This window comes from Vibrio sp. YT-15 (assembly GCF_033337445.1).
GTDB lineage: Bacteria > Pseudomonadota > Gammaproteobacteria > Enterobacterales > Vibrionaceae > Vibrio > Vibrio alginolyticus.
The window spans coordinates 36,946-63,039 of sequence record NZ_JAWOQR010000017.1; the positions used below are offsets into that span (position 1 = coordinate 36,946).

Here is a 26,094-nt window from a genome sequence, read left to right on the forward strand (position 1 = left end):
TGTTTTAGTTCCTTGTTATGAAATCATATAAATCAGTGGAGCCTATTTAAACGCTAAATTTTGAATCATGTCAACGAATACAATAAATCTAGCGTTTATCAATTATTCAATCGTACTTAATGTGTTCAATAGTGCACTTAATCGGTCCATTAAGTTAAGCACGTTAACACCATATGAAAGATAATATGCTTCTTCAATTACCAGCCTTTCATTCTTTAAATACAGCTTAATGTTTGGGTGAGCTTCATTCATGGCCATAACAGTGTCACTATCAAATGAGACAGTACTAGGCATCACTGAACGGAGAAGAATAAAATCAGACTTACACTCTAAGTCCCATTCAATATGCTGACTCAAATTAGACACTTGAATCTCTACACCAAGATCAATGACTCTTATATGCAAGTCTCGACATTCTGGCATAAAAGAATAATGTAGGCCACTTTCGCCAAATTCAGATGCTACGCTTGAAATCAGGCTAATCATGTCCTCGGGTGAAGCTTCTTCTAAAACACTATCAGCATCAAATTCCTTAAGGGCAAATTGAGGAATGATCCCCTTAATGCTGATAACCCCCGTAATGCTTTCATTAATCATGCATTATCACCTTCTCAAAATCAGGTTGTTATTAAACCTTGTAATATGTTCAAAACGTCATAACCAAGCCAAACGGCAATTGCAGCCGTAGCTAAAGCTGTCGTAAATAAGTACTCAATGAACCCTCCTGTCCTAAAACATATGGGGCTTCTAATTTTTATAGTTAATGGCCAGAATAGACGAACTCCTGCTGGTGTTAATGCATCTCCTATTAAGTGTGCGACGAATCCAAAGCATACTGCAGCTGCTATACCTATGTGGCCATTTAGAAAGTAAAAGCAAGCGGCAAGTGCCCAAATTGAATGTGTGATACCCCGACTATGCGAATCCTCATTCCAAGGAAGCAAAGCCCGGTCCCCTTGTAGCCAACTTAATGGTACTGATATAAATTTCACTCGCCGGCCTAGCAAACTCTCAGGATGATCGATGTCTGGAATCAGCGAGCCGAACAATACCGCCAAGAACATAGCTGCTGATTCAAGCGGTTGCGGTTGGTAATTCAAAAGGTACGGTTCAGCTAACAGCCAAGCCGCACCAGCACTGATCACATGATTTCTGCCAAGCACGGTTAAATCTTGCTTTCAACGGTTTGAATTAAAGAAGAAGCTGATGACGTCAATTCATTAGCACGAGATTCTTTTTCTGCAGATGCCTGCTTAGCTGCAGCTGCATCGGCTTTAGCTTGTACTTCGGCTTCAACTTCGGCCTTAGCTTTTGCAGCGGCGGCAGCTTTATCAATCTCTAACTGTCGACGCTCTTCTGTGCGGCGGCGAACCTCGGCTTCAACTTCTTCATATGCTTTTGCTGCGGTTGCCTGTGTAGTGTCACCTGCTTTACGAGAAAGGATCTTTGCTTGGTTCTCGTATGACAAATGCAAGAGTGTGTAGACGGTGTACTTACCATCGATAAGCACTACCTCGTTTTTTACCGTTGTGACACCAACAATGTCTGCAGAGTCCACAAACTTCGTCACTACTGATTCTGCATCTGACTCCACGTTACCGTTAGAACCTGCACGCATAAAGGCACGTTCACGGCCTGACACTTCCTGACTCAAAGTTTTTGCGAGCGTGAATTCTGCATTGAGCTTAGCGTGATTCATTGTGAACTGGAGATTATTGCTGGTGGCTGTACCTACAGCATAAATGCCTTGATCATCGTTCTGCGGTGCATTTAGGAACCAGCTAGGGACAGAGTTAAATTTCTGCTCTTCTTTGCTGTACTTCACTTCTTTCTCTTGTTGAAGCTTTTCCTGATACTGTTCGGCAGGCGTAGTTGAACAGCCAGCCATAACAAGTGTAGCGAGTAGAGAAAATGCCATAACGTTAGATTTTACTAATTGCATAATTTTTCCTTTCAGTTGGTTTACTCGACTATCATCGCGCAGGTCACAGATCCCGCAAGTCCCCAAAAACCAACTTTTTTTAATTTTTTCTAATAGCTTGAAAGACCATCAATCCTTCCAATTTAGTAGCCTAAATCGGGTGTATATGCTCAACGGAATGTAAGCATTGTAACAATCTTGAATAAGCTAATATAGCGTAAATATCACGCTTTCATTGTTGCGCGTTTTGAACTTATAAATATTTTAAATAGGTATATTTTAAAACTGGATTGAGATATGAAAAGTCATTACCAAAACTTAATGAGTGATATACGTGGTGTGTACGAGCTATTTTTAAACAACGCTACTTTAAACACTGACCTTGAGATCAAATATTTACACAATTTAATCCCTGATCTCGAACGTAGCCATGCGATGACAGGCGGTACATTGGAAAGTCTAATCCAGGCAATAAGTCACGCAGCCAAATTAGGACTTACGTTATCCCCAGATAAAGGCTTAGCAACATTGTCAGCAATAACTACATCTAACAATTCACTCGAATATTACCTTGATGTGCCATTGGCTGGCATTGAAGTTACGATGTCACGTATAACTGAGTACAAATTGGCGTATCTTGATGTTGTAACAGGTGATGATGGTATTGGCTGGAGTGGTGATGTTTTCGGTACCAACTGTCCGGTAAAAGCACCCGTAAAGAATGAGATGATAAAAGGTGCTATCTGCATTATTGAAGTACCTAACGGAGATAGTCTGGTTACCACCATTACTATTAGAGAACTTAAAGAGCTTTCTCGTTTAAGTTCTGGCGATCTCAAATCTCTATCCCCTGAATTTGCAAAACGTCATGTGTTTAAACGGGCATTAAAGAACCTAATCGCCCCTCCCCACTCTCTCATGTCAGAGTTGCAGCAAGCAACAAAAGATATAGACATAGCCTTGTTTAACCATAACAGAGAGTTTTCCACTCAAGCATAAGGCTCTGCAGACTAGCGCGATCTAAAACATAGGGTTTAATTTGGGGAAAGAGAGGAATCCAGCATGAAAAAATACCAGTTCGCCATTAATCAAATAAAACATGACTACAGCAATATCGTGCAAGAAAATGGTTACGATCATTTAGACTTCGGTGTTGAATCCCGTATAGCTTTACGATTGATTGCAAACTCCCACAGTCGAGTTCCTTTGTCTAAAACAAGCCCTGAAAGTGTAGCGCACGCTTTATTTAACGCGGGTGCTCTAGGGTTGTCTTTATCCCCATCACTTGACCATGCGATGGTTGTAGGTGAAATGAGTGCATCCGGGCAAGCAATTGCAAAATTGCATGTCACCTACAAAGGCCTACTTCATCTATGCGCGGAAGCTAAAGCTCTAACTCACGTAACGACATGGGTTATCCATGAAAAAGACACTGTGAGACTGAGTAACGACTTAACAAGTAAACCTCAAGTTGATATTCCAAATTTATTTGGTGACCGCGGCCCAGTTGTTGGCGCCCTTTGCTGTGTATGTACCCCAAGTGGTGATTATCTCACGACACTCATGAAAGCTGACGAGCTTAACCAAGTTGCTTTGCTTAGTGGCAATGAAGCGTGGTTCGGAGTGTTTGCAGATGAATTTCGCAAAAAACAGACATTAAAACGAGCGCTACATTCATTGGCAAGCGCCCAGCACGGTCGTCTATCAAAGGCTGCGAAGTACTTATCAGAAGATGATTTAGATCTTTATGAACGAACCGAGCGACGCGCAATCGTCAATTCGTCACGCCAAGTGGAAGCTAAAGCAAACCACCGCACTCGAGCAGAAGCATATTTCAAACGTACTCCACAAACTGAAACCGTGGCCACACCATCTATTGAGCCAGAAGAAACAGCAACTACACAAGGACTGTATTTTACGTAATTGCCTAGTTGCGGGATTAGTACTTTAAACGATTATGTATTAAAGCGATAAATTGAGGACTTAATAATGCAACGAACAGCTCAACAGCATTCTGGCTACACTGCAATGGATCAGGGTCAACACCACGGTCGCAATAATGACATGCGCCCACCGATGGAGCAGCAACGTGCACCCCAAAGAAGTGGCCAATCACGTTCTGTTCAAACACGACCACAGCAGCCGGCGCAACGTGCTCAAAGTCACCCACAAGAACAACATCCGAATCAGCCACCAGCTCAATGGCAAGCACAGAATAATCAACGCAAGCAACAGTCGAGAAATACATTGCCTGCAGCAAACTTCAATGAAATTGGCTCGGTATTAGATGGCGCTAAGGATTCGTTTGAGAAAATTGCAAAAAGCTCGGGACTAGACATCCGGTTTTATGAAGAAGCGATTTATGCGAAGCAACTGATCGAAGCTAACTTCAATAATTCAAATAATAAAGATTTTAGCCTTGCGTATGCTACTCACGAGTCAATTAAGAAATCCCTTGTTCTGGTTGCCAATAGTGGCCTGACGCTCAACCCGCAGCTTGGTCTTGCTTACTTGGTCCCACGTTGGAATAAGAACCTTAAGCGCGTTGAGTGCCACTTAGAGCCTTCATACAAAGGTCTTCGCCGTCTTGGTATAGACAGCGGCGCGATTGATAGTGCTGTTGCCGAACTGGTTTATAAAAATGATGACTTTAAATGGGTAGACCGATTCACAAAGCCTATTCACGAGTACAACCCTTTTGATAGTAAAGCTCGTGGTGAATTAGTTGGTGGCTATTGTCTAGCTCGACGCCCGGACGGAAGTTTTATCTGTACACCAGTCAGCATGGATCTAATCAATAAAGTGCGCAATTTGTCATTTGGTGCAATATGGAACGATTGGTTCGAGCAGATGGTTTCAAAAAGCATCATTCGCCAAGGCTTTAAAGATTGGCCAATCAATAGCACAGGTCCAATCGCAATGCGTTTAAGTGCAATGCAGGATTACTTGAAAGGTGTCGATGCCAATACAGATACCGTTCCTGAATATGACACGCAACCGGTAGTAAATGGGCACGATGAACACTTGCCTTATCACGAAGAGATGCCTTACTACCAACCACAATACTAATTAACCAGCCCCGGTTCGCCGGGGCAAACAAAATGAGATATATCAACTATGCATTCAAACTCTCAAACAGAAATTCTTGCTGAAAAAGCTATCGCCCTATTTTTGAAAACATCAGGTGCCACGACAGCTGCCGACGCTCAAAAAGCGTTAAACAAACTGGTTGCAGTAGCTTCACAAGCAGTTGAGACAGTAGTAGGACATGATGCTGCTATCGACATGCTCGATGGCGTTAAGATTAACTGTTCATTCAAACACACCAGTAATGCCCTAGCTGTTAGTGCACCACGGCATTTGAACATCATGGCCTGCGCGCCAGGCATTCAATAAGCTGAGGTAAGAATGGGAGTCAACAAAGCATTAACTGTTGCACTGATTACTAAAGATGGCCAAACATTAGAACTTGAGACTAAGCGAGGAAGCCAAGGTCACATTATTGAATTGACGGAAGTGATTGCCGGTGGACAGCTTAAGAAGAGTTTTCACCCAGCGACTCCAAAGCCAATTCCATCAGACATCATCTTTGAGGTGTTTAAGACTGTTGTGAATGCCTATATCAAGGAAGGCTCAATCGTTATTGATTCAACCATGCCATTCAAATTTGAAAACAACGTGGATGAATCAAACTTCCCACTGACAACTGATATAGATGCATGTAATGAAGTTGAGTTAAAAGAACGCTTTAATAACGCTGACTACGCGATCCAAGTGGTTCCTGCGTATGGTGTCGAAGCACTGGTCAGTTTTGACGCTGACGCTCAGTATGCAATTTCGGTAATGAGCCCTGCAGGTATTCCTATCTGTGTGAATCAGCGAAACATGGCTGTCCTGTGCAAAATCAATCAGTATTTAGAGGGGCGTAAACTTGTTGTAGATGTTGAACTGGCAGTTGATGGCTCAGTGTATATCAAAGACATTTACTATGACGGTTGCGACAGAACCAAAGATAATCTTACGGATCGAATCGGATACTTAAACAAGATTTTTGACCGAGAAATCCCCTACACCTATGTTGTAAACCCTCTTGTAACCGAAGAGGAAAAGCACTTCGCATTTAAGTCATGTGAAGTGACTGGAAATGAAATTGTCTTAGTACATAAAGGCCATGTACGAGATTCTAATCAGATAACAAGAGTGAAGCACAAGATGGATTTGAAAAACGAAACTACGCTCCAGGTCATGACAGTTTGCAAGGTCACGAACACAGTAACACTCTGCGCTTATGTCGATGGTATTCCTATTGAGTTGGGTAAAGCGAACAACTCGCTAGAGCTCGACGTCGAAGAACTAGATAATGTAAGGGTAAAATTTAGTTCTGCGGCGACAGGAGAAATCAAAAACATTGAGATTATCTCAAAACTTGAAGGTGATGAACCCGCGTTATTAGATCCAGTCTTAGCTCGAAAACTTGGATTCAATCTTCACCCAAAAAGCATTACTGTGCGTGAATTGTATTCAAGCGAAGAGATTGGGTTCTTAGATAAATTGGAACAATGTAAAGACTGATATAAACTACACGTTCTAAATTGAGCGTTTAAATATGAATATAGTATCAAACTACCCAGCTGTCCTACTTCTCGTGGCGGTCGCTTTAATATCGATATACCACATAGTAAAAAGAAGTATGGGAAAGAATAAGCCAAAAAAATCTAAATCGGATGCAAAGTATCTCACTAGAACGATCGGTGAAACAGAGTCCGAAATGCGGCTGTACTTGGATGTGAATGAGCAACTTGGTGATTGTTACCTAGTCCAGTTCGGTACGAGCTTAAAGACAATAGTTAGCAAGATTGAGCAAGATGTGCCTGATGTGGCAATTGATATACTGCTTCTGGACCCAAGAACATTGAAACCACAATTGGCATTCTTTGTGACTGCTGGTGGCCGAGACTGGTATAACGAGTCTGAATCAAAGACGCTTGAAGCGCTCGATTTGCTTAGTAGTCTCAACATCCATACTTTATCGATGCCGAAGCAAGACTACTATAAGGCGGATATAGTCGTTAAACAAATGCTAGATATGCTTAATGACACTGATGGTGAGACGAAAGAATTTTACTAAGTTACTGATCAGAAAAAGGCTAGATTGCATTTGCTCTCTAGCCTTTTTTCATTTCGCGTCGCCCAAGGTATAAAGCGACCAATTTTGATATAATCCCTGCCACAAAGATAAGGGCGAGGTATACCAGAACCTCTTGATTATTATTGTTTGTCCATTCGAAAAAAAATGCTGCTATCGAACCGATAAAGCAACCGTTACCAAAGTTAGAAAGGAAACGGATATTTCTATAACGAATACAAAGGGTAATGATAATCAAGGTTACTACTACAACACTTAGGATGACAATCATTCTGCTCTCCTACCAATACCTGCCTTTCACTATAACACTAGATTTTTAAACAACCAAGGTCTTGCATGTTCAATATTCGTTGTATAATGGATAAAAACCTAACCAGAAAGACAGTATTATGAGTTTAAGTTTAAGACACGATAATCCAGCAAAGCTTGCGCACGTCGCGTGGTGCGCCCTTGTCGCTCTTGGAATTGCGCGTAAGTACCCTAACCCACCTAAAAACCGTGTAGCAGCGAATAAATTCATTGGCCAATGGGCGATTCAAGCGGCTAAATCTGGTCGATTTGGAAACGCCTTCAAAGACGAACTGGACATCTGGGCTTCAAACGGCATAAAGAACGGAATGCTGAGTAACATGGAGAAAAGTCTTGAGTCAGTTATTGAGGCTTATCAGAAGAAAGTTGAGCACGCAAAACGATTCCCAGGCAGCTACAAACGCCGTATCAATAATGCCGGCGATAAGCTAAAAGAAGCTGGTTGGGAAATTACATGGGGTTTGGACCGAGATTGGGAAACAGAAGGCACATACGAAGCTACAGCCGAGAATACTGCTTTCATTATGCGCGAGCATTTTGAATCCTTTGATAACCTTGGCCGTTTGACAGCTCCAATCACGCTTTTAGTCGTTAGCAACAACGTTCAAGAGCTCGTTGACGCATTCTATGACTCAGGCATCGTTTTATTCCTGCATCAGAAAAATCGTCATAAGGGTCGAACACAGTATGCTATCGAGATATGGCCAGATAATAATGGAAGCCCGGACAAGCATATGCCGCAAACAAACGTGTAACTCCCCATATATTTGAACCAAAAAAAAACCCGTAGGCGCCTCATTAGAGGACAACCTACGGGTTTTTTATTTACTACAGCCTTTTAACTATCAGAGATAGCCAAAATAGACCAAGGCTGATTGCGATAAGAATCAATCCGACAGTTAAGCCGATATTGTCTCCACTCGTAACCGCTATACCTATAAGTCCAGCTGCCGCTGCGTTAGCTGCAGTAGCAGATAGGAAATTACCCAAATCTGCTTGCTGCGACTTTCTCAGCTGTTTGTTTTTCTGTTGACGTCGTTTATCGTTCTTTTGAAGAGCGTTTTGGCGACGTGTATTTCTGTTTTTTCTGTTTTTATGTTTCGCCATAATATTCACCTATACGTTATTGAAACCCAGGTGAGAGACACAGCGAACCCATATGGGAGGCTATGCTCCCAAATGGGGATATTTTGATTTAATTTACTTTCTTTTTTACAACAAATACTTCTCGAAGCTGTGGTGTTACGATGCGTATATCAGCAATGATCTGAACACTCAGACTAATGAAGATAGACACTGCTATAACAGACCACATAGGCTCTACTGCGTAGGCAATAAATACCTTCAGAACACTTAGTACCACTAGTGGCACAGCAAGCGTAACTGATGCCTTAGAACACCACTCCTTAACAAACTGAGGTTTAATAAGTGCCAGAGCACTTAACCCCATTACAATGACCAAAAACGATAGAGTTTTTACGTTTGCCTCAAAGACATTCGTAAATTCAGAACCGTCAGCTGCTGAAATGACACATGCCACTGCAGAAACCAAAATTAGTTTTTTAGCTGAATTAGTATTGTTATTGCTTTTCATATTTTTATTGTCCTTTTCCCCTGCCCTAAACTTCGCACTTCTTTAAGTTACTGCTCCATTTTGAAAGAGGTTGTGTGTTTTATTTCAGGTCCGTAGAACTGAAACTGACTAGTTATTGAAATAGATAGTTAAGTTGAATTAGATTTCGTCTAACTCGTACTTTGATGCCAGTTGGCCAACGCACTCTGCAGGTGTTTCATTCCCCGCGAAGCACGACTCAACCATTTCAGGTCCAACATCATCGATACCTATCCCAAATTGTTGCTGTAACAGTTCCTCAACCTTGTGAAAAAAATCACTTTGAGGCTTGTTCGCTATAGTCATATTTTCTCCCCAGCCTGAACAAAGGAGTATCCCATCCGGGAAACTCCCCGAACGGGCATTAGTGTGATTGAAATGTGGTGTTAGATATTCGCCGCTACTAAATCAACATGATCAGAGGGCAACCAACCTGACTCGAAGGAATCTCGCAAAGAGACTTCATCGATGTCACCATCGTTCACGCCAAGGCGTGATTTCAATAGGTTTACTACTTCTTTTTTAAACTCGTTGTATGTAGAGAATTTCATAATTGTTTTCCTGCTATTAATTGAAAATTTAGATACTTGCACTTGAGTGAACAGATACTGAATTGTCTAAGACCATTCCGCTCCATTTAGCCATCTCAAGTTGCTCTTTAGCTTCTTCGGCTTCTGCAATTGCTTTTAACTCAGCTGCACGACGTTCGCTTTCTTGGCGATCTCGTTCAGCTAAAAGTGCTAATCGCTTTTGCTCACGAACTGCTGCAAAGAAGGCCTCACGCTCTGGTCGTTCCATATCGAGTAAAACTCGACATTCACTTACCAATTCATGAATTTGCCCACGTACTTCGCAGCGAAAAGAAGCGTTAAAATCTTCATTTATTCCCAATACGCAACCGCCTAAGTAATTTGTAGCTAAGCTATCCAGAGCATCGTAGTCCTCAAATTCATCTAAAGTTGTCAGGTCAAAAACTTCTACCTTCAAACTGAAAAACTTGAGTTCACCTTTAATGATGGATTGCATTACTTCGGTATCGTTTTGGATGTCCTCTTCGGCATCACAGCCAAAAAGGTCAAACCAATCTTCATTGCACTTGCTAACAACCACACGAAGGCGCCCCAGGTGACGTGTAGACACGATTTCAGGTTCATCTTCGGTTGGTGTAGCTTCAAGAAACGCATAACCCTCAGACTCGAACCTAGCGGCCAAATCTGTAAGGTCTTGCTTAATAGCTTTGACAAACAAATCACATGCCTCTCTTTCGAGTGGCGTAGGATCTGATGACATTCTCCAATCTTCATACTCGGCATCGTATTTACCACCAGCGGAAAATTCGATGTCTTTATCAATAGCTCGTTTCACGGCTGCGCGATGTTTACCCGTCATAAGGCGATCACATAATGTTTTCGCATCATCAGAGTGAAGTTTTGCTTCCGGGAAAAACACACCATCGCCTTGGCAATAATTAAGTGACCAAGTGGTGTTATTTTCTCGAGCAATATCGTCGTAACCTAAGCTTTTGAGTTGAGAGTTGAAATAAGCAGTTAGTGTTTTTGTAGTCATAATTCCTCCACAGAATTGTTATTCAGGAGGGACTATCCCCAAAAGGGATAATCACACTCCCTTTTAGGTTGATGGTTTAAAGTTGAATCGGTTTAGTGAGCGTAACGCTGAATGTATGAACTACGGATGCCGGCACGATCGTAATCGCACAGGTTGATAGTCCATACCTTAACAACGTTCTTCACTGGGTGAATGTAAGGTGTTTTGGTTAGAAACTCCTTCACCATTACCGTAGACGTAGCTTTAAGCAACTCAGTCGGTACCATTGGGTAAGTTGAGCCACCAGCTGCAGTAATCTGAGCATCAGTAAACTTACCACCCCAAGGGGCGCGAGTCGGGTTAAAGCAAATGTCGTATTCATCTTTAGAATTGTTTTTGAAACCTAAGATGACACCAAAGCAACCGGCAGGAGCTTGGCTATCAAAAGAATCAATTACTTCAACAAAATCACCAGGCATTGGTACGTCATAAACATCGTTTAGTACGCATGCAGGTGTATCTGAAAAAGTAGTGTTGTTGTTTGTTGCTTGCATTTTAATTCCTCCACAGAATTGTTTGTGAGGGGAAAGCGAACACAACTAGCCCGTGAGGGAGTTGTATTCATCCCTCATGGGTTTGGTTAATTACTAGATAGAAACGTCGTTATGACGCTGTTTGGAGCGATTCACACGATAAGAAACGAAGCCTGTCTTTGTTTGAAATAAACAAATGAGAAAACTCCGGGAAAGTTCTAATCGTATGGAACATCGGCGGGTACGCGGCATCATCACCGGAATACCGTTGAATGGCTTCTACAAGATCCATCAGTTCAGAAGCTTTCACTTCCATAAGAGACAAATACTCTCCACTGACATCACCGATTACCGTTTCAAGGGTTGGGTCAATGTACGTGTCACCAACTTTAAGCCAGGCATGTTCAATAGGAATGATGCTTTGATACACCCCTAAGACATAAGTCGCATCGAGATGCATGGCCAATTGAATGCTGTTATCAAAGCATCGCTTTGGTAAAACAACTTCCTGAGCAATCTCACGTTGTTGTTCATTCATTGGTTGCACTGATACAGGTACTAATTCAGCCGGGTTAAGGCCATAAGACAATTTCACAAAAGTAGATAAAGACATGGTTATTCCTCCACAGAATTTATGAAGGAATAGCCCAAAGGGGTTATCCCTTCGGGGTAGTTAAAATGTAAGTACTAAGCGTTGGTGCCAATATTCAAAGAGCCAAAGAATGCGCGATCTTGCTTAACATCTCGGCTTAGAATTTTTCCACTGCTTATAAGTTTGCTGCGGGCACAAAGCATCACATTATCGATTTGCATACGAACTGCTCTTTTGTAGAGAGCTAATGGGTTTTTGCCCAAATCCATAATGAAACCTTCAAGAGCTGTGTGCTGCACCGTTTCGCCATCCCACTTCAACTCAAAGCACATAGTGAATAACTCACCATCACGTTGATATATTTTTTGAAGTGATAAAAGCTCGCGGTCAAAGTTCGCGTAGTCCTCAATCTCATAATCCAAATGAACTTTACGGATCTCTAACTCACATCGACCATGCTTGATGGTACGTAACATGTGTGTCTCACCGTGTCTTGAATTATGGATATACAGATTGTTGGCCAGCTGTTTTGCTGCAGCTTCCAACTCATTACGAACTTTAGCAATTTTCGCTTTCAATACTCTCGACACTTCCGGGATCAAGTATGAAATCGGAGTGTTAGTAACGACAGGACGACAGTAAATTTCATCGTCTGTTGGTACAACAGAGTTCTTACCAACGATTAAATCAAAATCATCAATGTTATCGAGCAACGTCCAAAGGTTTACACCGGTGAACAACTCACTGATCAAAGAATACTTACCTTGAGAGCTAAGTTTCACTTTGTTTTTAGGAACAAAATCAAAAGCAAAGACTTGTCCTATATCATCAGCTTCAAACTTCACAAATGACGCGAGTTCTGAAAGATTTGCATAGTTGGTTTTGAATCGATCTTCGATAAAACGAGCGATAGATACGCACTTATCTGACATGGGTTAATTCCTCCACAGAATTGCGAGGGAGCTAACCCACAGAGGGTAGCCCCTCTGGGTTATTGGTTGTTATTGATTAAGCGACTCGTGAAAGTCGTGGGCGACTGGAAAATTCATTCAACATTTTGATAGCGCGAGTCATAACTTGCGTCATGACGTCGTTATTACCGTTGAAGAATGACAGCCATTCACTCCAATGAGTGGGTGTTGTAGGGATTTCCTTTGTCACAAGACCACTAGAGGCAACATTGCGATCATTAAGTACTTTCCTCACCTTAGCGATCAAGTCATCAGAGTTAAGTATCAAGCCAAATTCAATTGGTGGCTTACATATCAAAGACTCAACATCTTTGTGCTTTAACTCCTTAAAGGTGACTTCATCATACCCTTTGACATGAAAGAAGCGTGCAGTCGAATCTTGACGCATGTAGTACTCGAGTAAGAACGGTGACGCGCCAATCCGTAATGGAAGTAGCAACGAACCACACTCTCGAAGCATCCATACGTACTCACGGTTGCCATACTTCTTCAAATTACTGAAATCAATATCCAAGTCTTCCTTGTAAAACTTAGGAAGGTTGACTGATTCAGCGTGTTCTTTCATCTTTTCAATAACAGTTTTAATAGACATAGTGATTCCCCACAGTAGTTGGTTGTTACCAAAGGGAATACTTTCCCAAAGGAAGCGTTACCCTTTGGGAGTTGGTTGGTTTTACATTATTTGATTTTCGCGGAAGGCACTAAAACCAATCCGGCCGATTTTGGCTGGCTTGGTTCTGGCTCAGGGTCTTTACCTTGTAAAGCACATTCAATCATCAGGTTACTAAGTCGCTTGGTTGCCCTAACGTAAGTACCGATAAATATCATGTTCATAATAGGGTCGACCGGATTTAAAAACGAATCTCCCCATATAAGCTTCTCTGTGATCATCATTGTGAAATTAATCGCAAAGTAGGCAACAACGAACAACATCAACATTGTCCCTTGATTAAAGCCAGAAATTACAAATAGCTTACGATAAAACCTCTTTTCTTCTTTGGTTATATCAATAGCCTCGCGCATCAGTTGAACGGTGCGGTGAGTACTTAATGCATGGTTAAATTTTTTCATGTTATTGCTCCACAGAGAGATTGGTTAGGCAGGTTGTGACGTTAAGAATTGGTCCAGGCATCTGTTGACCGAAGAGGTAACAAAGTTATGCCCTTCAACATTTCTAAGGCGGCGGCGTACACTTAAGCGAAATCTCGCAATAAGTGAGTCACGAACTCGCCAGTCGACTAACCCTTCTTTATCAAATTCATCTGCTACCACTTTGGCTTCAACAAGAATCAACTCACGAATAGTTGAGCTCATTTCGTCTTCACTTTGTGGCTGTGCCGTACATGATTGTGTATTTTCTATAAGTGATTCTCCGACATCCAAGGCAGCGATAATCGCTCTGGCATCTTCAAATTTCTTAGCACCCGTCATACCAAGTTTTGCCAGAAGTTTACCGGTAACGAAATCCAGGTCAGTGTCAGAAAGTTGCTTCTTAACAATGAGTGAATCCGCGGTTACCTCTTCAAACTGGCCCTCATTCATTAGCTCGTTAAAAACGTCGTTTCCCCTTCCCTGTTGGCGACTTCCTTGCTTGAGTAATACTCGGCTAATGGAAGTAAATTGCTTTTCAGGTTCAAGGCCAGCTCGCATATCGCGGAAGCTTTGGCGTTCTTCTTCAATGGCATGAACAATAGTTTTTGATTTACGGTCTAGAAAAATACGTGTTGTTGACATGAGTGTTTCCTCCACAGGAATTAAGTAAGAGGGAAACACTGACCCATGAGGGTATTGTGTAACCCTCTAGGTTGGTTTGTAGTTTAAATTAGCTGATCGCTGCGTTTAGTTCTTCATCCAGTTCGGCATCTAAGTCGCGCTCGGAAACCAGCTTGAATGATTTATCAATCTGAGGATTATATTCCACAGTGAAATTCTCGCTGTCTTCCATAAGAGCATTAAACATAGATGGTTCGATGGTCTTGAGCATAGTGGCATTACCACCAGTGCAGCGCTCAAATTGGATGACCTTACACTCTGAACTATGCTTATAACCAAATAAGGCAAGTACTTCCTTACTCAGCGGCGCGTCCAATGAGCTAGTGGTTGATAGAACTTTATAACGATGTACGTGACGTTTATTGTCGTAGACATTTACTATGAAGCGGCTTTCTAGCTCAGGCCAGAATGTGTTACCTACATTATTGAAATGAGGTAAGTAACCAGTGAAATATTGCTTGAACAACTCTCTCACTTTCTTCTGTAACATCTTCGACGGAATCATAGCGTCGTTTGTAAACAGGCATGTTCGGTGCTTAAACTCAAACGTATAATCCGAATGAAATATAAGCTTTACGCCAGATCCATCAATGTAATCATGGATTTCTTTTACAAACTTATCAGCATTTAAAACGATTAATTCAATAGACATTGGTGTGTTCTCCACAGGTTTGGTTGGTTATGAGAGAAAACACCACACCCAAAGGTGATGTTTACCCTCGGGTGGTCAAATATTTAAAAAGATTAGTATGAGAACATTCTACGCTGTTTGATACCAGGGACATTCATCAGATAGTCATCGAATAACTTCTGAATATTTTCTGGAAACTCGCGTTCATCTTCTTTCAAACTTTTCTTTAAGGCTTCTTTACGCAGAACGGCTTGGCGGTCTTTTAACTTAGCGAGAGTTGCAGTTAACTGCTCTTCTTGCTCTTTAAGAAACTTCCACTCTTGACAATCAGACTCAATGAGAAGATTTTCTGCAGATTTAGCCGCATTATTCTCAAAAGATCGATGTACTTGCTGTTCTTCTTCACGGTTCAGCTCTTGGATGTTTCTTTCCATTATTCCGGTAAGAGCGTCCTTGGCAGCTTGAAGAAAATTCACTTTGTTAAACTCAGTAGTAACAGTATCACGTATAAGTTGCTGTCCTTTTTCATTTCGACGGCGGCTTATATGAAGCGAATACGCGAAGTTAATATCGATGCTTAGGCCACGTCGAGAATCGATGTTGACGCCATAAGACACCTCAGTCCCTTCGACTTTGTTGTGAGAATAACGGTGAGTGGTAAAGAAGTTTTTTGGTAATTGATCTTCCGTGATTTTAACCGCCACTGATTTAGTCAGTGTGTAGCTAGAATCTTCATGCTCAGCTGTCTCGAAAACCTCAAAAAGAGAATCATCAAGAGTATTCAGTGAGAAGTGGTTAGTCTCAAATTTACCAATAGTTTTATTTACGATCATGTGTATGTCCTCCACAGACTTTATTGAGTTGGTGGACATAGCTTCCCTACCGGGAAGTATGCCCGGATTGGGATTGTTGCGATGAAATTAACGGATAGCGATACATTCGCCTGCTTTGATAAAACCACGGTATGAAGCCCATTTGTGAACTTCTGCTGAGATTTTTTGGCGATTGTTGTTTGTGCGTGAATGAATCTTGGTATCAAGAATAATCACATCACCGGTATCCAGATAAACAGTACAGTCCACTGAGTAGAAAATACCGCGTACACCGCTACGAGATAACTTTCCTAGTTCTTTCCATTGAGGTGCGTTTTTAGAAACGGTTCTCTGTGGCTTAACAGGTTGTTGAGCTTTTGGAGAAAAGAATTTAGGTAAGATAGATGATAGTTGCATGGTTGTGTCCTCCGAAGACAGGGAGCACAACCCCATAAGGTTGATGCAACCCTATGGTTTAGTTGGTTTGGTTTAATGAATAATCGAATCTTAAGCCGAAGCATTAAGACACGCCTTATGACCGTTCTCAGCATTCCAAATTGGATTACTGGGTTCAATCTTCAATTCTTTATCCAGTTCGACACACACTATTTCAGCATGAGTACAGTAAGGAAGGTAAGGCAAGCTTTCACGATCGAGAGAAATACAATATTCACGATTAACGTCAAATGCAGCTTTGATTGAAGTTTCGACCTTAGCAGCTCCCAGAAAACGATTTCCATAATAGAAAAAGGCAACCGGGGTGTTAGGTTGAGTATTGATAGTCATAGTGTTTCCTCCACAGAATCACCGAGAAGGAAAGACAATTATTCAGTCCATCAAGGAATGAAATAATGCATTCCCTAATGGTAATGGTTTTTGGTTTATAGCCTATCTGGTCGTGGTTAACGAGCAAACAGTTTAGTTGTTCAATACGAGATCGAACGTAATACAGAACTTTTTTGAGTAGTGTTCTGGGCTACTATGAACAACCTAAGTTAAAGCAGAAAAGTATCTGTCAAAACGTCGGTTGTTGACCCAAAATTCAGTACATCACTCAGCAATCCAAGACAGGATGTGAGAGGAAGCAAAAGCTTCGATATGTAAAGAGTTTAGGGGTTTGGTAATTCTTAAATAAAGCAATTGTAAAACGAACAGTACCCTATTCACTTTAGAATGGCTTTACCGGTTAGACACAAGCCATGAGTGCTAATGCACTCATAGTTTGTGTTGCCAGTAAAAGTATCTTACTACGATAACTGGTCGAGGTCGATCATAAATTAACGCTTGTTTTTGAACACGAAGTCAGGTCAAAAGTCAGGCGCCCAGGTCAATTCTGAAAACATCTCTTCCGAGAAGATTTCCAGCTTATCGAAGTCCCAAGCAGCTTTCCCAAATAACCCACTTACGGTTTCAAATACAATTGCCATTTTGTCTGGATTTGTCGGTGACTCGTAGAGGCGAAACGAAAGGAGTTTATCTTCCCCGGTTGCACAGCTCGAACCAATTAACTTCCAGTATTTATAATGGCCATCATGCGGCTTTTCAGTAAACACAACACGAGAATAGAAATCCCTACCCTCTAATCCAACATGCTGTTTAAGCATGCTAGATAAGCTGTAAAGGTCACAGTGGATACTCCAATTGAAGTCATCCAGCTGCTTGTTTAATTGCTCACTATGTGTTTTACAGGTACTTGATGCCCACTGCCATTTGAGTGCAGCAATGAACGTTGGCTTAAGCCAACCTCCACGGCAAACGCGACTTTTGGTAGTGACAAGACTTGATTTGGCGATCGGAACTAAATTAAGCACTTTCAGTTACTCCCGCATCAAAACCAAGAACGTCTTTGCGTATAAGACTGTTTACTGTGGTTCGCGTTGATTCAAAGCCATCACTTATTCTCACAGCTAGTCCCTGACGCTCAAAATGCTCAGTAGCAAGTTTTTCAGCCACAGATTTTGAATCAGCGATCGCATAACGATGCACTGTGTCAGTAAAACCTTGACCGCAATTTACGTGAACAGTGTCTTCGAAAATTACAGTGACTAGAAAGATTGATAGGCCTGATTTAAGTTGATATTTCATCTGTTGTTCCTCCGAACATAAATTTCAGAGGGACTAATTACCCAGAGGGCATTAGTTACCCTCTGGGTTAGTTGGTTTATTTAAGTTTTTCAATACGTCGAATGACTTGAGATTGAGTGTTTTTACCACTCCACTCTAAGTTTCGCTCAGCGGTGACAGCGTTACGAATGGTTTGCTTTAATGGTTTACCGTCGCGCTCTTTGTGTTCTCTACAATGGAGAGCTTCAACACCCAGCAAATACCGAATGTCATTTAGAGCGATAAGATAATTTTCCTTTAGATTGGCATTTTTGATGATCTTTTTGCCTACGACAAATGTAGTCAGGCTTGGGATCGTTGCCGTTAGGATATGACCACCAGCTTTTATCAGTTCGACTAAAACTTGTGTTTCAATGTCCATCGTTGTTCCTCCACAGAAAAAAGCGGAACAACACCCAGCGGTGTGTCCCGCATGGGTTGGTTTATTGGTTTATTAACTCAGAGAACTTCCCAGTGAAATATTTCCTCTTCACCGGTTGGCTCGCCTTCACTTACATATAACTCTAATTCCATAGTGCCTTTGGTTTCAGACACTTCATTAAAGCCATAAGAAACGATATGGGGAATGAAGCTATGTTCCATTTCTGGTTTAGCAATTCCACAGTCAGCGAGTGCCTGCCCTTCTACTTCATCGTCGCATACAACGCCAGGAGCGCTGCAGTAATCAACGATGTCATTAGCAGCTTGCAATTTGAAACGTCCTTTTTTGCCATAAGGGTCTGTTACTTCAATAAGGAAGTGACCTGTTAGGCATTCGAATTTCTCTTCGTCATTGCTGATCGGTACCAATGTAGAACCTGCTGTTTGATAACAGGTGCCATCCTCTTGTTTCCAAGATTTTGCATGTTGGTCATAAGTGAGAATTTCAGGGGTTTCCGCTAGCTCTAGGCTGTTTTTATCGGAGTTAATGGTTGGGTAGTAATAGAACTTCATGTTGATGCCTTTAAGTAGCGAGAGCTCCCCCAATGAGGTCGCCCTCAATGGGTAGGATGGATTACGCTAATGCCTTACGTGCCAATGTGTACTCTTTTGACTTTACGCGGTATGCGTTGCGCTGATTGCGAAAGTCAGAGATCACTTTTTGGCGGCACGCAAATGGCACAGCAACCATCGAGTAACGCACTAACTTGGTCCAACTACTTAGTTTCGTTGAATCTCCGAAATAGAACGGCCAAATATACTCAAATGAGTGACCTTGCGTAAGGTATCCATGCAACATGTCAAAAACTGTCCCTATAAGCTCATACCCCTCATTCTTGGTCAAACCAAGGTGGCGTTGTATGGCTTTGTTTGCAGGAACAGCAAGGACAATTAGTAGGACAGCAAATGGCAAAGTAGGCAGATCACGGATTAGACGTTTAAGAAAGGTTGAAGCTTTTTTTAGCGGTCGAACTGTTAGCCGATCGTATTCCTTTCTATAACGAGCATGCAGATCATAACTATCCAATACACTTTCGTCTTTTGGTAAAAGAGAAAGCAAGTATCTACGTTTTAACTTTCTGTCACGTTCGGAGCTCGTATTGATGAAATCCATAAATACTCCAGCTACCCGATAATCACGAATCAATCTAACAACCTTTACCCCAGCAATTGCTCGGTTAATACCGACTAACTCCAAGGCAAGGTTTACGTCGCGGGTCTTCACATAAAAGGTAACCGCTAGGTATAGGTAAGTCGTAATACGTTTGACTAAGTTAAACAGTTTTGATGGTAGTGTTTTCATTGTGTCATTCCTCCACAGAATGGTTGAAGTGACACAACTTCCCCAGTAAGGGAATGTTGTGTCCCTTATGGGTGGTTTATTAATGGTGGTTTTGTTAGCCGGCGGCTTTTTCCAGTACATCAGCCAAGTTAAAGTCGTTGCCGTTGTATGAATCAGTCACATGACCTTCCGTACTTACGTCAACAAACTCAGTCCAGGTAATCCCGGATTTGCGGCGATAATGGATACTGACAGATTTACCAGCGTATTTTCCTCTGAGTGAAGCCATTAGCTCTTGGCCATTGGCACATTCAGTGTCATTTCCATAGTCAGCGATCTTGAACATAAAGCTTTCCTTAACCTTGAGTAACATCATTGGCAAGGCCAACTTGTCTATCGTGCAAATTCAATAAGTCCCTTTTTAAGTTTTGGATAGCAGGATCATTCAGATACTCAGGAGCATCAAAATCAAATCGCTGCAATGCGCGAGTCATATCCTCGGCCAAAAACAAAATGGAACCTAAAACATCAGTGCTACCTGACTTAGAAACTACAGCGTCCTTATTGAAGAGTCGGTCTTTATAGACTTTCGCTTCCATGATGGACTCTCGTAGGTCTTCCATAGCCAGGTGTTGATATTTCTTCTGAACGGATGCTTCAATATCTGGGCGCCACTCTCTAACGAAGAGTGCGATGGCAGATACATCAGCTTGTCGATAGTGAAAGTACTCGTGAAGAGCCGGCATTTGACAGCACAGGTAATTGCGATCCAATTTAATTGAATTGCCTGCCATGACTGTCCCGCGCTTTTCCTTCCTGTTATAAGGTTCAGCGTTATGCTTCTTAAGATGATCAAGTGCCATCTGTTCCGCTTCGGCCAGTGTTATTGTCGATTGACGAACTTCATCCAACAAACCGGTTTTAGTATGTTGGTCGATGCTCCACTGATCCATTGACTGTAGAACTTCTTCTGGGTGGTGGATAACAACTCTGAAACCATCGCCATCGATGATATTCAGATCAGCATCCGTTAGGTGAATTGCAATTTCGAGTATTGGATAAACCTGCATACCGAGTTCGCCATTCTTTAACTTACCATCCAGACCACCTGTTTCTATATCTGCCCAAGCAAAAATAATTGAACGGATAATTTGTGCATTATTCATGTTCGACTCCTTCTGATTCTACTTTTGCTTTTGAACGTTTAACCATTTCTGTCAATGCTCTAAAAAAGCACACGAAACAGATAAAAAGACCAAAAGCGGGTAAAAAGCCGTTGTCCGAGTAGACGTCAAAGATTTTCGACCAGCAAAACCAGATAAGGGCGATCAGTAGAACTAATGCAATGATTGGTTGTTTTCGTATTAATTTATACATGTGTTCCTCCGAGAACATAAGGGATAGACCACATGCGCCAATGGCGTTTGTGGCCAGTTGGCTTTATTACTAGGTTTCTATCTGAGTGTGGTTGGCAAACAGACAGTTTGAGGGTGTCATAACGTTACGTTGTGACCTATTTGAAAGCGATTTTAGAGTAGTGCTTATCTTCTACTTGATGCTGCCCGGTCAGTTTCAAAGAGTTTTTGAATCTTACTGGCTAGCGAACCTAAGAACTAATCATCATCCAGGCATCCAAGAAGGAAGTGGAAGGCAGCAAAGCTACGATATGAAAAAGTTTATAGGGTATGGTTTTTCTTTCAGCGCGCATGACACGCGGTGGAGTCATATGATGACACATTCGGCAGTACTGAATTCAATACTCTCGAATAAGCCACCAGCAGGACGCTACTGCGTCCTACATAAATGGTGGTGCCAAACCCTTAATCCAATAAGGAAAAAGGGTCAGGACGAAGCCACGGTTAGTCGTAGCTAATTTCATAGAAGCTCTCAGGGTCTGCAGGAACCTCAGTGATGAAATGCCCCATTCGATTCACTCTGTGGTAACCGTCAGAGATGAGAAGAACTGTATCGTAGTCTTCTTCATCATCTTCATCGCAGTCAACATCATCGCTTTCTATAAGGGTCCAAACACAGTTAGGGTCAGCTGCCTGAACTTTCGATAAATCCGAGCCATGTAGACCAAACACATAACAAACATCGTCAACTTGCACGAAGCCGTCACCGGTTGGGTTTGCTACTGGTTTGAATTTTTCGAACCATTCTTCAAATGTCATTTCAATTGGAGCGCGTTGTACAGTCATATCTTGATTCCTTGTCTTTGCTTTAGTTGGTTTTCTATGTTGATGAACAACAGTGAGTGTTATTTGTTGTTAAATAACAGCCTCCCGAGCCAGTGCCATTGAATCTGCATAACCGCTTTCCCATACTGCTCTTTGGTTACTTAAAACCGGGTATGGATTAGCATTACGTCCTTTCTTATCTGCATGAGCCTGTTGGCCAGCAGAGTAGATATTGAAGTAGTAATCTGAAACATGTTTTGAAGCTTGCATTGTGTATTTCCTCATAACAAGGAAACACTTATCCCGCAGGGGAAAGTGTTCCCCTGTGGGTAAAGGCGATGACAGAGCATCGCAGTTAATTTAAAACGCGTTGATACCTACGCTTTGACTCAGTTCGATAGGAAAACCTACCGCACCTTCTTCTACGTATACGTCCAGCCAGTCCACAGAAGTTTTACCTTCTGGGATTTCATAGTCAGGTACGAATACTTCAACCAAATAGCCCTCTTCTCTCAATCTTTCAGCCAATTCTTGAACTGTCGTTTGACCATCACCAGAACGATCGTTATCACCCCAAAGAGTAATAAGAGTACGGTGCTTGGGAACTCCCTGAACAACTACGCCACTGGCAAGTTTCAGTAATGAGCTCGAGTAGTGAGGACGCATTGGAATGCCGGTTGCTTCACGAATTGCCAAAGCAGTTTCCATCCCTTCACAGTAGCCGATGATAGCCAAATCAAGGCCGTCTTCTGCTTCGTAAACGATTGGATCATCCATAGCAATGTAACCACCTCGAATATCCCACGGTGGAGACATAAGAAGCTTGGTTTTCTTTTCCGGTGCCTTTTTGCCATTCGAAAGAAAAGTACGATGCAAAGAACAGTTCTTTCCATCTTTATCTCTGAATGTACCAAGCATTGCGGAGTACCAAGGATTACGGTTATCACCTTCTTCGCGGAACGAAGTTGGGTAACGTAATCGGTTGTGATAGCGAATAGTGTTAGGCAATTTTGAAAAATCACCTTTTAAACCACGGCTACGTAGATATGCATGTAGCTCTGGAGCTTGTGCTGCGGGAATAGAAGTTTGCGCCACGCCACGAACTCTGTTCATGCGTTTTAGCTTTTCTTCTTCATCACAGTACTGCTCACGAGCTTGCTGCATTTGTTGTTGTTTCCATCGGATTTGTTCATCAGACACAGTGGAAATATCGCCACCTAAAATGCTGACGATCGTATCCATTGCTTCTGACTTACTGCATCCTTCAATCCAGCTAACCACCTCAATACCATCAGGCATAGCGCCATCTTTATTGTGGTATGCGCCCCCAGTTTGAACCCAATCTTTAAAGAATCGGAACTGTGTTGAGGATTTTTTAGCATTTGGTGAAACTGGACATGGAACTTGTTGCGGCGCCTTCTTGATAGCAGTGGATAGTTGAGGGAAAGCCCCAAATACTACGTCCCACTTACCATCCGCGATTGCGCGAACTTTTTCTATTTTTGATTGGCGTTGTGCGTACATTGGTTGCCTCCGAATAATCGTACAATTGAATTCCCGTAGGGACTCCAAAACTCCTGTTACCGGAAGTTTTGGTAGTCCCCACGGCAACAGTTGATATGAAAAAAGTAAGTGGCTTACGCCACTACTTCTTCACGTTGATTACTCGGTGCAACAGCTGATTTCTCAAGCTTCATTACGCCCTTAATCTTGAATGCCGAACTAGACATTTCAACAATCGTTACACGATCCATACCGTCTTCGAATTGACTTAAGAACTTGGCAAAGCCAGGACCCGAAATCATTCTTCCAGTTAAGAATTGTTCACGACCGTCAATGACAGTAGTTGCAGCTTTCATATACACGCCGTATTTAAATGTCTCAATGATAGTCACTTGCATAATAATTCCTCCACAGAATTTTTGGTTGTAGAGGATTGACACACACTGATCCCCAAAGGGGTCAGGTATGTCGCCCCTCTGGGTTTGGTTGTTTTTGCGGTGACCTTGGTTGAGGTCTATCCGCGGTAGTATGTTCTTAGGTAGGCGAATAATGAATTTGCTAATTCATTCGCACTATTAATCGCAAAGTAAGGTCGATGTTCGAAGCCGGCCAGTTGACCTGTTCCGATACCGATACCAATAACGGTGATTCCCATAACATCACATTCTCGCAAAGCAGCTTGTACCGTAGCACCGCTGGTTTGTCCGTCTGTAATTAGGAAAAGCACCTTTTTAGGTTCTTTGCGTAAACCTAAACGAGCAGTTGCACCTTGAAGCGCTTCGGCAGTCGGTGTGCCGTGGTCGGCATGGACGTTGAAGCTTCTTTGGGCAACAGAGTTCATTCGCTCAGTAAATGACTTAGCAATGTGAACATATCCATCTTGACGAACTGCGTCGTAAAATGGGTAGTAAAGCACTTCACACTCAGCGCCTTTGATGAACTCAATAGCTTGACCGATTGCGAAAGCTGCTACATTGGCCATCTCCATGTTTGGGCCTTGCATTGAACCGCTTCTATCAATCAAGATTGAAAAAGCAGTATTAGGCGACTTAGAGATAGTTTCTGTTTTGAAAACGCGGTTGTTACCTGCAGAAACACCCCAAAGAGTGCCAGCACAGATTTCAGTACCTGAGTTTTCATAGCTACGCTTTACACGGTTGCGATCATTTAGAATGCTGTTAAGCACCAATTTTACTCGCTGTGATTGCTGTCTAGCCTGTGACATCCATAATGGAATGCCTGCGGCATCTGGTGACTTATCGCATCGGTAGGCCATAGTAGGCGCCGAATACTGGTTACCATATTCCTCTTGGAATTCTTCCAAGTTTTCTTCGGCCTTATCTTCCATCATGCGGCGAATACCATCATGCATGTCTTCCAATAGGTCGTCGTCGTCGGCATTGATAGCTTTCTCAATTTCTTGAGAGCTTACCTGATTTGAGAAGCTGTCAGTTTCTGACTGACTTTCAGAATCATCGCCGTCTGCATCATCATTTGAATCAGTGCTTGATTGACCAGATTGTTCATCATTGCCTTGGTCATCAGAGTCAGATTTTGAATCACCAGATTGGTTATCATCACCTTCGTCGTCAGACTCTGCATCTGAACCACCTTTCTGTTCATCATCACCTTCGTCATCAGAATCAGACTTTGAATCACCAGATTGGCTATCGTCACCTTCATCGTCAGATTCAGCGTCAGAACCACCATTCTGTTCATCATCACCTTCGTCATCAGAGTCAGACTTTGAATCGCCAGATTGGTTATCGTCACCTTCTTCATCATCAGATTCAGTTTCAGATTTACCAGATTGGTTATCATCACCTTTATCATCAGATTCAGAATCTTGGTCACCAGACTGATCACCTTCACCCTTATCATCTGAACTTTCTGAGTTATCAGAGTCATCAGACTCGGACTGTTCTTCATCATTTTCAGAGTTAGAACCAGAGTCACCAGATTTATCATCTTGGTTTTCATCTTGATCCTGTTCTTCTTCCTGTTGCTGTTGGTCTTCAAACTCTTCCTGCAAAACCTTTAGTACATCTTCCGCACGACGACGAGCATCAGCAGTTGAATGGTCATTGGCAGAATCAGTAAGAATGGCTTCTAACTTAGGAAACGCATTTGGTAATGCGCGACTTAGGTAAAAAGCAGCATCTTGAGAGAAGTCTTTGAGTGGGTATTGGTCGAGGTGCTTGTAGCGGCCAGTGTACAAGATGTACTTCTGAACCAATCGTACAAGGTCATCCTCATGAGATGGTGCACTAAATAAACCGCGTTTAATCGCAATCTGAACCAGCTTTAACAAGTTAGTTTTAGAGCCAGGGTACTCATGCCCGACAAGTTTCTCGATTCGAACATCTTCAAAGATATTCGTAAGGCGTCTGACCATCTTATTGTTGATGCTGTACCACTCTGAAAAATCAGTGTGCTTACAGTGACCATTTTCATGATCAATCATGCCCTCAAGCATGTCTAAGTACTCAGGGTCTTCCATATTACCTAGCGGCAAAGTGGTCGTATTTCCCGAAGTACAAGCTTTGGTACCTTGAATTTTTACACCAACGCTGCGGCCAGTATTCATCGTTTGAAGCAAAGTAAACTTACGTATAAGTGCCTGTTTACGACGCATTACTAACGCAGGGTTTTCAGGTTTAGCGATTGCAGTATCTGCAGTATTAATTGACATAGGATATTCCTCCACTGTGGTTTGGTTTTTGGTCAACCCACAGGGAGA

General features: G+C 42.2%; 38 protein-coding genes. 7 read left to right on the forward strand and 31 right to left on the reverse strand.

Annotated elements, in window-relative coordinates; all coding sequences use genetic code 11:
- Positions 1-102: 102 nt before the first annotated feature.
- Genes R7D93_RS21935 through R7D93_RS21940 form a run of 3 tightly spaced genes read right to left on the reverse strand, consistent with a single transcriptional unit; the run spans position 103 to position 1,942 of the window.
- Positions 103-597: a hypothetical protein gene (locus R7D93_RS21935; RefSeq protein WP_053409921.1), complete on the reverse strand. Its 495-nt coding sequence runs from the start codon at positions 595-597 to the stop codon at positions 103-105.
- Between the two features lie 20 nt (positions 598-617).
- Positions 618-1,163 (reverse strand): metal-dependent hydrolase, encoded by a 546-nt coding sequence (locus R7D93_RS26355; RefSeq protein WP_053409920.1) that lies wholly within the window; start codon positions 1,161-1,163, stop codon positions 618-620.
- Between the two features lie 2 nt (positions 1,164-1,165).
- Positions 1,166-1,942, reverse strand: coding sequence for a hypothetical protein (locus tag R7D93_RS21940; RefSeq protein WP_276404782.1), 777 nt, complete (start codon positions 1,940-1,942; stop codon positions 1,166-1,168).
- Positions 1,943-2,218: 276 nt separating this feature from the next.
- Here R7D93_RS21940 and R7D93_RS21945 point away from each other — a divergent pair, with 276 nt between their 5' ends.
- The 6 genes from R7D93_RS21945 (at position 2,219) to R7D93_RS21970 (ending at position 7,049) form a co-directional block, all read left to right on the forward strand.
- Complete coding sequence (locus R7D93_RS21945; RefSeq protein ID WP_053409918.1) at positions 2,219-2,920, forward strand: hypothetical protein; 702 nt, start codon at positions 2,219-2,221, stop codon at positions 2,918-2,920.
- A gap of 63 nt (positions 2,921-2,983) precedes the next feature.
- The gene (locus R7D93_RS21950; protein WP_053409917.1) at positions 2,984-3,844 is read left to right on the forward strand and encodes a recombinase RecT; all 861 of its coding nucleotides are present in this window, start codon (positions 2,984-2,986) and stop codon (positions 3,842-3,844) included.
- A 66-nt stretch (positions 3,845-3,910) separates the two neighbouring features.
- Positions 3,911-4,990: a RecT family recombinase gene (locus tag R7D93_RS21955; protein ID WP_053409916.1), complete on the forward strand. Its 1,080-nt coding sequence runs from the start codon at positions 3,911-3,913 to the stop codon at positions 4,988-4,990.
- 48 nt (positions 4,991-5,038) lie between these two features.
- On the forward strand, positions 5,039-5,317 hold the full coding sequence (locus R7D93_RS21960; RefSeq protein ID WP_053409915.1) for a hypothetical protein: 279 nt from the start codon (positions 5,039-5,041) through the stop codon (positions 5,315-5,317).
- Between the two features lie 12 nt (positions 5,318-5,329).
- Positions 5,330-6,493: a hypothetical protein gene (locus tag R7D93_RS21965; protein ID WP_053409914.1), complete on the forward strand. Its 1,164-nt coding sequence runs from the start codon at positions 5,330-5,332 to the stop codon at positions 6,491-6,493.
- Between the two features lie 118 nt (positions 6,494-6,611).
- Positions 6,612-7,049, forward strand: coding sequence for a hypothetical protein (locus tag R7D93_RS21970; protein WP_139374574.1), 438 nt, complete (start codon positions 6,612-6,614; stop codon positions 7,047-7,049).
- A 37-nt stretch (positions 7,050-7,086) separates the two neighbouring features.
- Here R7D93_RS21970 and R7D93_RS21975 read toward each other — a convergent pair whose 3' ends face one another.
- Positions 7,087-7,338, reverse strand: coding sequence for a hypothetical protein (locus R7D93_RS21975; RefSeq protein ID WP_053409912.1), 252 nt, complete (start codon positions 7,336-7,338; stop codon positions 7,087-7,089).
- Positions 7,339-7,456: 118 nt separating this feature from the next.
- Here R7D93_RS21975 and R7D93_RS21980 point away from each other — a divergent pair, with 118 nt between their 5' ends.
- Complete coding sequence (locus tag R7D93_RS21980) at positions 7,457-8,131, forward strand: DUF2913 family protein (RefSeq protein ID WP_079324378.1); 675 nt, start codon at positions 7,457-7,459, stop codon at positions 8,129-8,131.
- Positions 8,132-8,204: 73 nt separating this feature from the next.
- Here the strand turns inward: R7D93_RS21980 and R7D93_RS21985 are convergent, their stop codons facing one another.
- From R7D93_RS21985 to R7D93_RS22115, 27 genes are all read right to left on the reverse strand, one after another.
- The gene (locus R7D93_RS21985) at positions 8,205-8,483 is read right to left on the reverse strand and encodes a hypothetical protein (RefSeq protein ID WP_053409910.1); all 279 of its coding nucleotides are present in this window, start codon (positions 8,481-8,483) and stop codon (positions 8,205-8,207) included.
- Positions 8,484-8,571: 88 nt separating this feature from the next.
- Positions 8,572-8,970 (reverse strand): hypothetical protein, encoded by a 399-nt coding sequence (locus tag R7D93_RS21990; RefSeq protein WP_053409909.1) that lies wholly within the window; start codon positions 8,968-8,970, stop codon positions 8,572-8,574.
- A 138-nt stretch (positions 8,971-9,108) separates the two neighbouring features.
- Positions 9,109-9,294, reverse strand: coding sequence for a hypothetical protein (locus tag R7D93_RS21995; RefSeq protein WP_053409908.1), 186 nt, complete (start codon positions 9,292-9,294; stop codon positions 9,109-9,111).
- 80 nt (positions 9,295-9,374) lie between these two features.
- The gene (locus R7D93_RS22000; protein ID WP_157052371.1) at positions 9,375-9,539 is read right to left on the reverse strand and encodes a hypothetical protein; all 165 of its coding nucleotides are present in this window, start codon (positions 9,537-9,539) and stop codon (positions 9,375-9,377) included.
- A 28-nt stretch (positions 9,540-9,567) separates the two neighbouring features.
- Complete coding sequence (locus tag R7D93_RS22005; RefSeq protein ID WP_053409907.1) at positions 9,568-10,554, reverse strand: hypothetical protein; 987 nt, start codon at positions 10,552-10,554, stop codon at positions 9,568-9,570.
- 92 nt (positions 10,555-10,646) lie between these two features.
- Positions 10,647-11,087 carry a hypothetical protein gene (locus R7D93_RS22010; protein ID WP_053409906.1) on the reverse strand — a complete coding sequence of 147 codons (441 nt, stop codon included), beginning with the start codon at positions 11,085-11,087 and terminating at the stop codon, positions 10,647-10,649.
- A 109-nt stretch (positions 11,088-11,196) separates the two neighbouring features.
- Positions 11,197-11,679 carry a hypothetical protein gene (locus tag R7D93_RS22015; protein ID WP_053409905.1) on the reverse strand — a complete coding sequence of 161 codons (483 nt, stop codon included), beginning with the start codon at positions 11,677-11,679 and terminating at the stop codon, positions 11,197-11,199.
- 74 nt (positions 11,680-11,753) lie between these two features.
- Entirely contained in the window at positions 11,754-12,590 is an 837-nt protein-coding gene (locus R7D93_RS22020; protein WP_053409904.1) for a hypothetical protein, read from the reverse strand.
- Between the two features lie 76 nt (positions 12,591-12,666).
- Positions 12,667-13,221 (reverse strand): hypothetical protein, encoded by a 555-nt coding sequence (locus R7D93_RS22025; protein ID WP_053409903.1) that lies wholly within the window; start codon positions 13,219-13,221, stop codon positions 12,667-12,669.
- Between the two features lie 86 nt (positions 13,222-13,307).
- Positions 13,308-13,700, reverse strand: a complete 393-nt coding sequence (locus R7D93_RS22030; protein ID WP_225478142.1) for a hypothetical protein — start codon at positions 13,698-13,700, stop codon at positions 13,308-13,310.
- Between the two features lie 24 nt (positions 13,701-13,724).
- Positions 13,725-14,363: a hypothetical protein gene (locus tag R7D93_RS22035; RefSeq protein ID WP_225478141.1), complete on the reverse strand. Its 639-nt coding sequence runs from the start codon at positions 14,361-14,363 to the stop codon at positions 13,725-13,727.
- Between the two features lie 88 nt (positions 14,364-14,451).
- Entirely contained in the window at positions 14,452-15,054 is a 603-nt protein-coding gene (locus R7D93_RS22040) for a hypothetical protein (RefSeq protein WP_225478140.1), read from the reverse strand.
- A gap of 92 nt (positions 15,055-15,146) precedes the next feature.
- Positions 15,147-15,866, reverse strand: coding sequence for a hypothetical protein (locus R7D93_RS22045; RefSeq protein ID WP_225478139.1), 720 nt, complete (start codon positions 15,864-15,866; stop codon positions 15,147-15,149).
- Between the two features lie 87 nt (positions 15,867-15,953).
- A complete protein-coding gene (locus tag R7D93_RS22050) occupies positions 15,954-16,262 on the reverse strand; it encodes a hypothetical protein (RefSeq protein ID WP_053409898.1) in 309 nt (102 codons plus the stop codon).
- Between the two features lie 90 nt (positions 16,263-16,352).
- Positions 16,353-16,631: a hypothetical protein gene (locus R7D93_RS22055; RefSeq protein ID WP_053409897.1), complete on the reverse strand. Its 279-nt coding sequence runs from the start codon at positions 16,629-16,631 to the stop codon at positions 16,353-16,355.
- 521 nt (positions 16,632-17,152) lie between these two features.
- Positions 17,153-17,656: a hypothetical protein gene (locus R7D93_RS22060; protein ID WP_225478138.1), complete on the reverse strand. Its 504-nt coding sequence runs from the start codon at positions 17,654-17,656 to the stop codon at positions 17,153-17,155.
- Positions 17,649-17,930, reverse strand: coding sequence for a hypothetical protein (locus tag R7D93_RS22065; protein ID WP_053409895.1), 282 nt, complete (start codon positions 17,928-17,930; stop codon positions 17,649-17,651). Before R7D93_RS22065 ends, R7D93_RS22060 begins: the two co-directional genes overlap by 8 nt.
- A 76-nt stretch (positions 17,931-18,006) precedes the next feature.
- Positions 18,007-18,330 carry a hypothetical protein gene (locus R7D93_RS22070; RefSeq protein ID WP_225478137.1) on the reverse strand — a complete coding sequence of 108 codons (324 nt, stop codon included), beginning with the start codon at positions 18,328-18,330 and terminating at the stop codon, positions 18,007-18,009.
- 77 nt (positions 18,331-18,407) lie between these two features.
- Positions 18,408-18,902 (reverse strand): hypothetical protein, encoded by a 495-nt coding sequence (locus R7D93_RS22075; RefSeq protein ID WP_225478136.1) that lies wholly within the window; start codon positions 18,900-18,902, stop codon positions 18,408-18,410.
- A 61-nt stretch (positions 18,903-18,963) separates the two neighbouring features.
- Positions 18,964-19,692, reverse strand: coding sequence for a hypothetical protein (locus R7D93_RS22080; protein ID WP_225478135.1), 729 nt, complete (start codon positions 19,690-19,692; stop codon positions 18,964-18,966).
- Positions 19,693-19,786: 94 nt separating this feature from the next.
- Positions 19,787-20,017 carry a hypothetical protein gene (locus tag R7D93_RS22085; RefSeq protein ID WP_225478134.1) on the reverse strand — a complete coding sequence of 77 codons (231 nt, stop codon included), beginning with the start codon at positions 20,015-20,017 and terminating at the stop codon, positions 19,787-19,789.
- A 10-nt stretch (positions 20,018-20,027) separates the two neighbouring features.
- Positions 20,028-20,837, reverse strand: coding sequence for an oligoribonuclease (gene orn / locus R7D93_RS22090; RefSeq protein ID WP_225478133.1), 810 nt, complete (start codon positions 20,835-20,837; stop codon positions 20,028-20,030).
- 693 nt (positions 20,838-21,530) lie between these two features.
- A complete protein-coding gene (locus tag R7D93_RS22095; protein WP_169600741.1) occupies positions 21,531-21,872 on the reverse strand; it encodes a hypothetical protein in 342 nt (113 codons plus the stop codon).
- A gap of 69 nt (positions 21,873-21,941) precedes the next feature.
- Positions 21,942-22,121, reverse strand: a complete 180-nt coding sequence (locus R7D93_RS22100; RefSeq protein ID WP_053409889.1) for a hypothetical protein — start codon at positions 22,119-22,121, stop codon at positions 21,942-21,944.
- 90 nt (positions 22,122-22,211) lie between these two features.
- Positions 22,212-23,375 carry a toprim domain-containing protein gene (locus R7D93_RS22105; RefSeq protein WP_053409888.1) on the reverse strand — a complete coding sequence of 388 codons (1,164 nt, stop codon included), beginning with the start codon at positions 23,373-23,375 and terminating at the stop codon, positions 22,212-22,214.
- 113 nt (positions 23,376-23,488) lie between these two features.
- Positions 23,489-23,752, reverse strand: a complete 264-nt coding sequence (locus R7D93_RS22110; RefSeq protein WP_225478132.1) for a hypothetical protein — start codon at positions 23,750-23,752, stop codon at positions 23,489-23,491.
- A 116-nt stretch (positions 23,753-23,868) separates the two neighbouring features.
- Positions 23,869-26,046 (reverse strand): VWA domain-containing protein, encoded by a 2,178-nt coding sequence (locus R7D93_RS22115; RefSeq protein ID WP_225478131.1) that lies wholly within the window; start codon positions 26,044-26,046, stop codon positions 23,869-23,871.
- Positions 26,047-26,094 lie beyond the last annotated feature (48 nt).

Coding starts and splice junctions, on each gene's coding strand:
- R7D93_RS21935 (WP_053409921.1), bottom strand. CDS start 597: ATGATTAATGAAAGCATTACGGGGGTTATCAGCATTAAGGGGATCATT.
- R7D93_RS21940 (WP_276404782.1), bottom strand. CDS start 1,942: ATGCAATTAGTAAAATCTAACGTTATGGCATTTTCTCTACTCGCTACA.
- R7D93_RS21945 (WP_053409918.1), top strand. CDS start 2,219: ATGAAAAGTCATTACCAAAACTTAATGAGTGATATACGTGGTGTGTAC.
- R7D93_RS21950 (WP_053409917.1), top strand. CDS start 2,984: ATGAAAAAATACCAGTTCGCCATTAATCAAATAAAACATGACTACAGC.
- R7D93_RS21955 (WP_053409916.1), top strand. CDS start 3,911: ATGCAACGAACAGCTCAACAGCATTCTGGCTACACTGCAATGGATCAG.
- R7D93_RS21960 (WP_053409915.1), top strand. CDS start 5,039: ATGCATTCAAACTCTCAAACAGAAATTCTTGCTGAAAAAGCTATCGCC.
- R7D93_RS21965 (WP_053409914.1), top strand. CDS start 5,330: ATGGGAGTCAACAAAGCATTAACTGTTGCACTGATTACTAAAGATGGC.
- R7D93_RS21970 (WP_139374574.1), top strand. CDS start 6,612: ATGGGAAAGAATAAGCCAAAAAAATCTAAATCGGATGCAAAGTATCTC.
- R7D93_RS21975 (WP_053409912.1), bottom strand. CDS start 7,338: ATGATTGTCATCCTAAGTGTTGTAGTAGTAACCTTGATTATCATTACC.
- R7D93_RS21980 (WP_079324378.1), top strand. CDS start 7,457: ATGAGTTTAAGTTTAAGACACGATAATCCAGCAAAGCTTGCGCACGTC.
- R7D93_RS21985 (WP_053409910.1), bottom strand. CDS start 8,483: ATGGCGAAACATAAAAACAGAAAAAACAGAAATACACGTCGCCAAAAC.
- R7D93_RS21990 (WP_053409909.1), bottom strand. CDS start 8,970: ATGAAAAGCAATAACAATACTAATTCAGCTAAAAAACTAATTTTGGTT.
- R7D93_RS21995 (WP_053409908.1), bottom strand. CDS start 9,294: ATGACTATAGCGAACAAGCCTCAAAGTGATTTTTTTCACAAGGTTGAG.
- R7D93_RS22000 (WP_157052371.1), bottom strand. CDS start 9,539: ATGAAATTCTCTACATACAACGAGTTTAAAAAAGAAGTAGTAAACCTA.
- R7D93_RS22005 (WP_053409907.1), bottom strand. CDS start 10,554: ATGACTACAAAAACACTAACTGCTTATTTCAACTCTCAACTCAAAAGC.
- R7D93_RS22010 (WP_053409906.1), bottom strand. CDS start 11,087: ATGCAAGCAACAAACAACAACACTACTTTTTCAGATACACCTGCATGC.
- R7D93_RS22015 (WP_053409905.1), bottom strand. CDS start 11,679: ATGTCTTTATCTACTTTTGTGAAATTGTCTTATGGCCTTAACCCGGCT.
- R7D93_RS22020 (WP_053409904.1), bottom strand. CDS start 12,590: ATGTCAGATAAGTGCGTATCTATCGCTCGTTTTATCGAAGATCGATTC.
- R7D93_RS22025 (WP_053409903.1), bottom strand. CDS start 13,221: ATGTCTATTAAAACTGTTATTGAAAAGATGAAAGAACACGCTGAATCA.
- R7D93_RS22030 (WP_225478142.1), bottom strand. CDS start 13,700: ATGAAAAAATTTAACCATGCATTAAGTACTCACCGCACCGTTCAACTG.
- R7D93_RS22035 (WP_225478141.1), bottom strand. CDS start 14,363: ATGTCAACAACACGTATTTTTCTAGACCGTAAATCAAAAACTATTGTT.
- R7D93_RS22040 (WP_225478140.1), bottom strand. CDS start 15,054: ATGTCTATTGAATTAATCGTTTTAAATGCTGATAAGTTTGTAAAAGAA.
- R7D93_RS22045 (WP_225478139.1), bottom strand. CDS start 15,866: ATGATCGTAAATAAAACTATTGGTAAATTTGAGACTAACCACTTCTCA.
- R7D93_RS22050 (WP_053409898.1), bottom strand. CDS start 16,262: ATGCAACTATCATCTATCTTACCTAAATTCTTTTCTCCAAAAGCTCAA.
- R7D93_RS22055 (WP_053409897.1), bottom strand. CDS start 16,631: ATGACTATCAATACTCAACCTAACACCCCGGTTGCCTTTTTCTATTAT.
- R7D93_RS22065 (WP_053409895.1), bottom strand. CDS start 17,930: ATGAAATATCAACTTAAATCAGGCCTATCAATCTTTCTAGTCACTGTA.
- R7D93_RS22070 (WP_225478137.1), bottom strand. CDS start 18,330: ATGGACATTGAAACACAAGTTTTAGTCGAACTGATAAAAGCTGGTGGT.
- R7D93_RS22075 (WP_225478136.1), bottom strand. CDS start 18,902: ATGAAGTTCTATTACTACCCAACCATTAACTCCGATAAAAACAGCCTA.
- R7D93_RS22080 (WP_225478135.1), bottom strand. CDS start 19,692: ATGAAAACACTACCATCAAAACTGTTTAACTTAGTCAAACGTATTACG.
- R7D93_RS22085 (WP_225478134.1), bottom strand. CDS start 20,017: ATGTTCAAGATCGCTGACTATGGAAATGACACTGAATGTGCCAATGGC.
- orn (WP_225478133.1), bottom strand. CDS start 20,837: ATGAATAATGCACAAATTATCCGTTCAATTATTTTTGCTTGGGCAGAT.
- R7D93_RS22095 (WP_169600741.1), bottom strand. CDS start 21,872: ATGACTGTACAACGCGCTCCAATTGAAATGACATTTGAAGAATGGTTC.
- R7D93_RS22100 (WP_053409889.1), bottom strand. CDS start 22,121: ATGCAAGCTTCAAAACATGTTTCAGATTACTACTTCAATATCTACTCT.
- R7D93_RS22105 (WP_053409888.1), bottom strand. CDS start 23,375: ATGTACGCACAACGCCAATCAAAAATAGAAAAAGTTCGCGCAATCGCG.
- R7D93_RS22110 (WP_225478132.1), bottom strand. CDS start 23,752: ATGCAAGTGACTATCATTGAGACATTTAAATACGGCGTGTATATGAAA.
- R7D93_RS22115 (WP_225478131.1), bottom strand. CDS start 26,046: ATGTCAATTAATACTGCAGATACTGCAATCGCTAAACCTGAAAACCCT.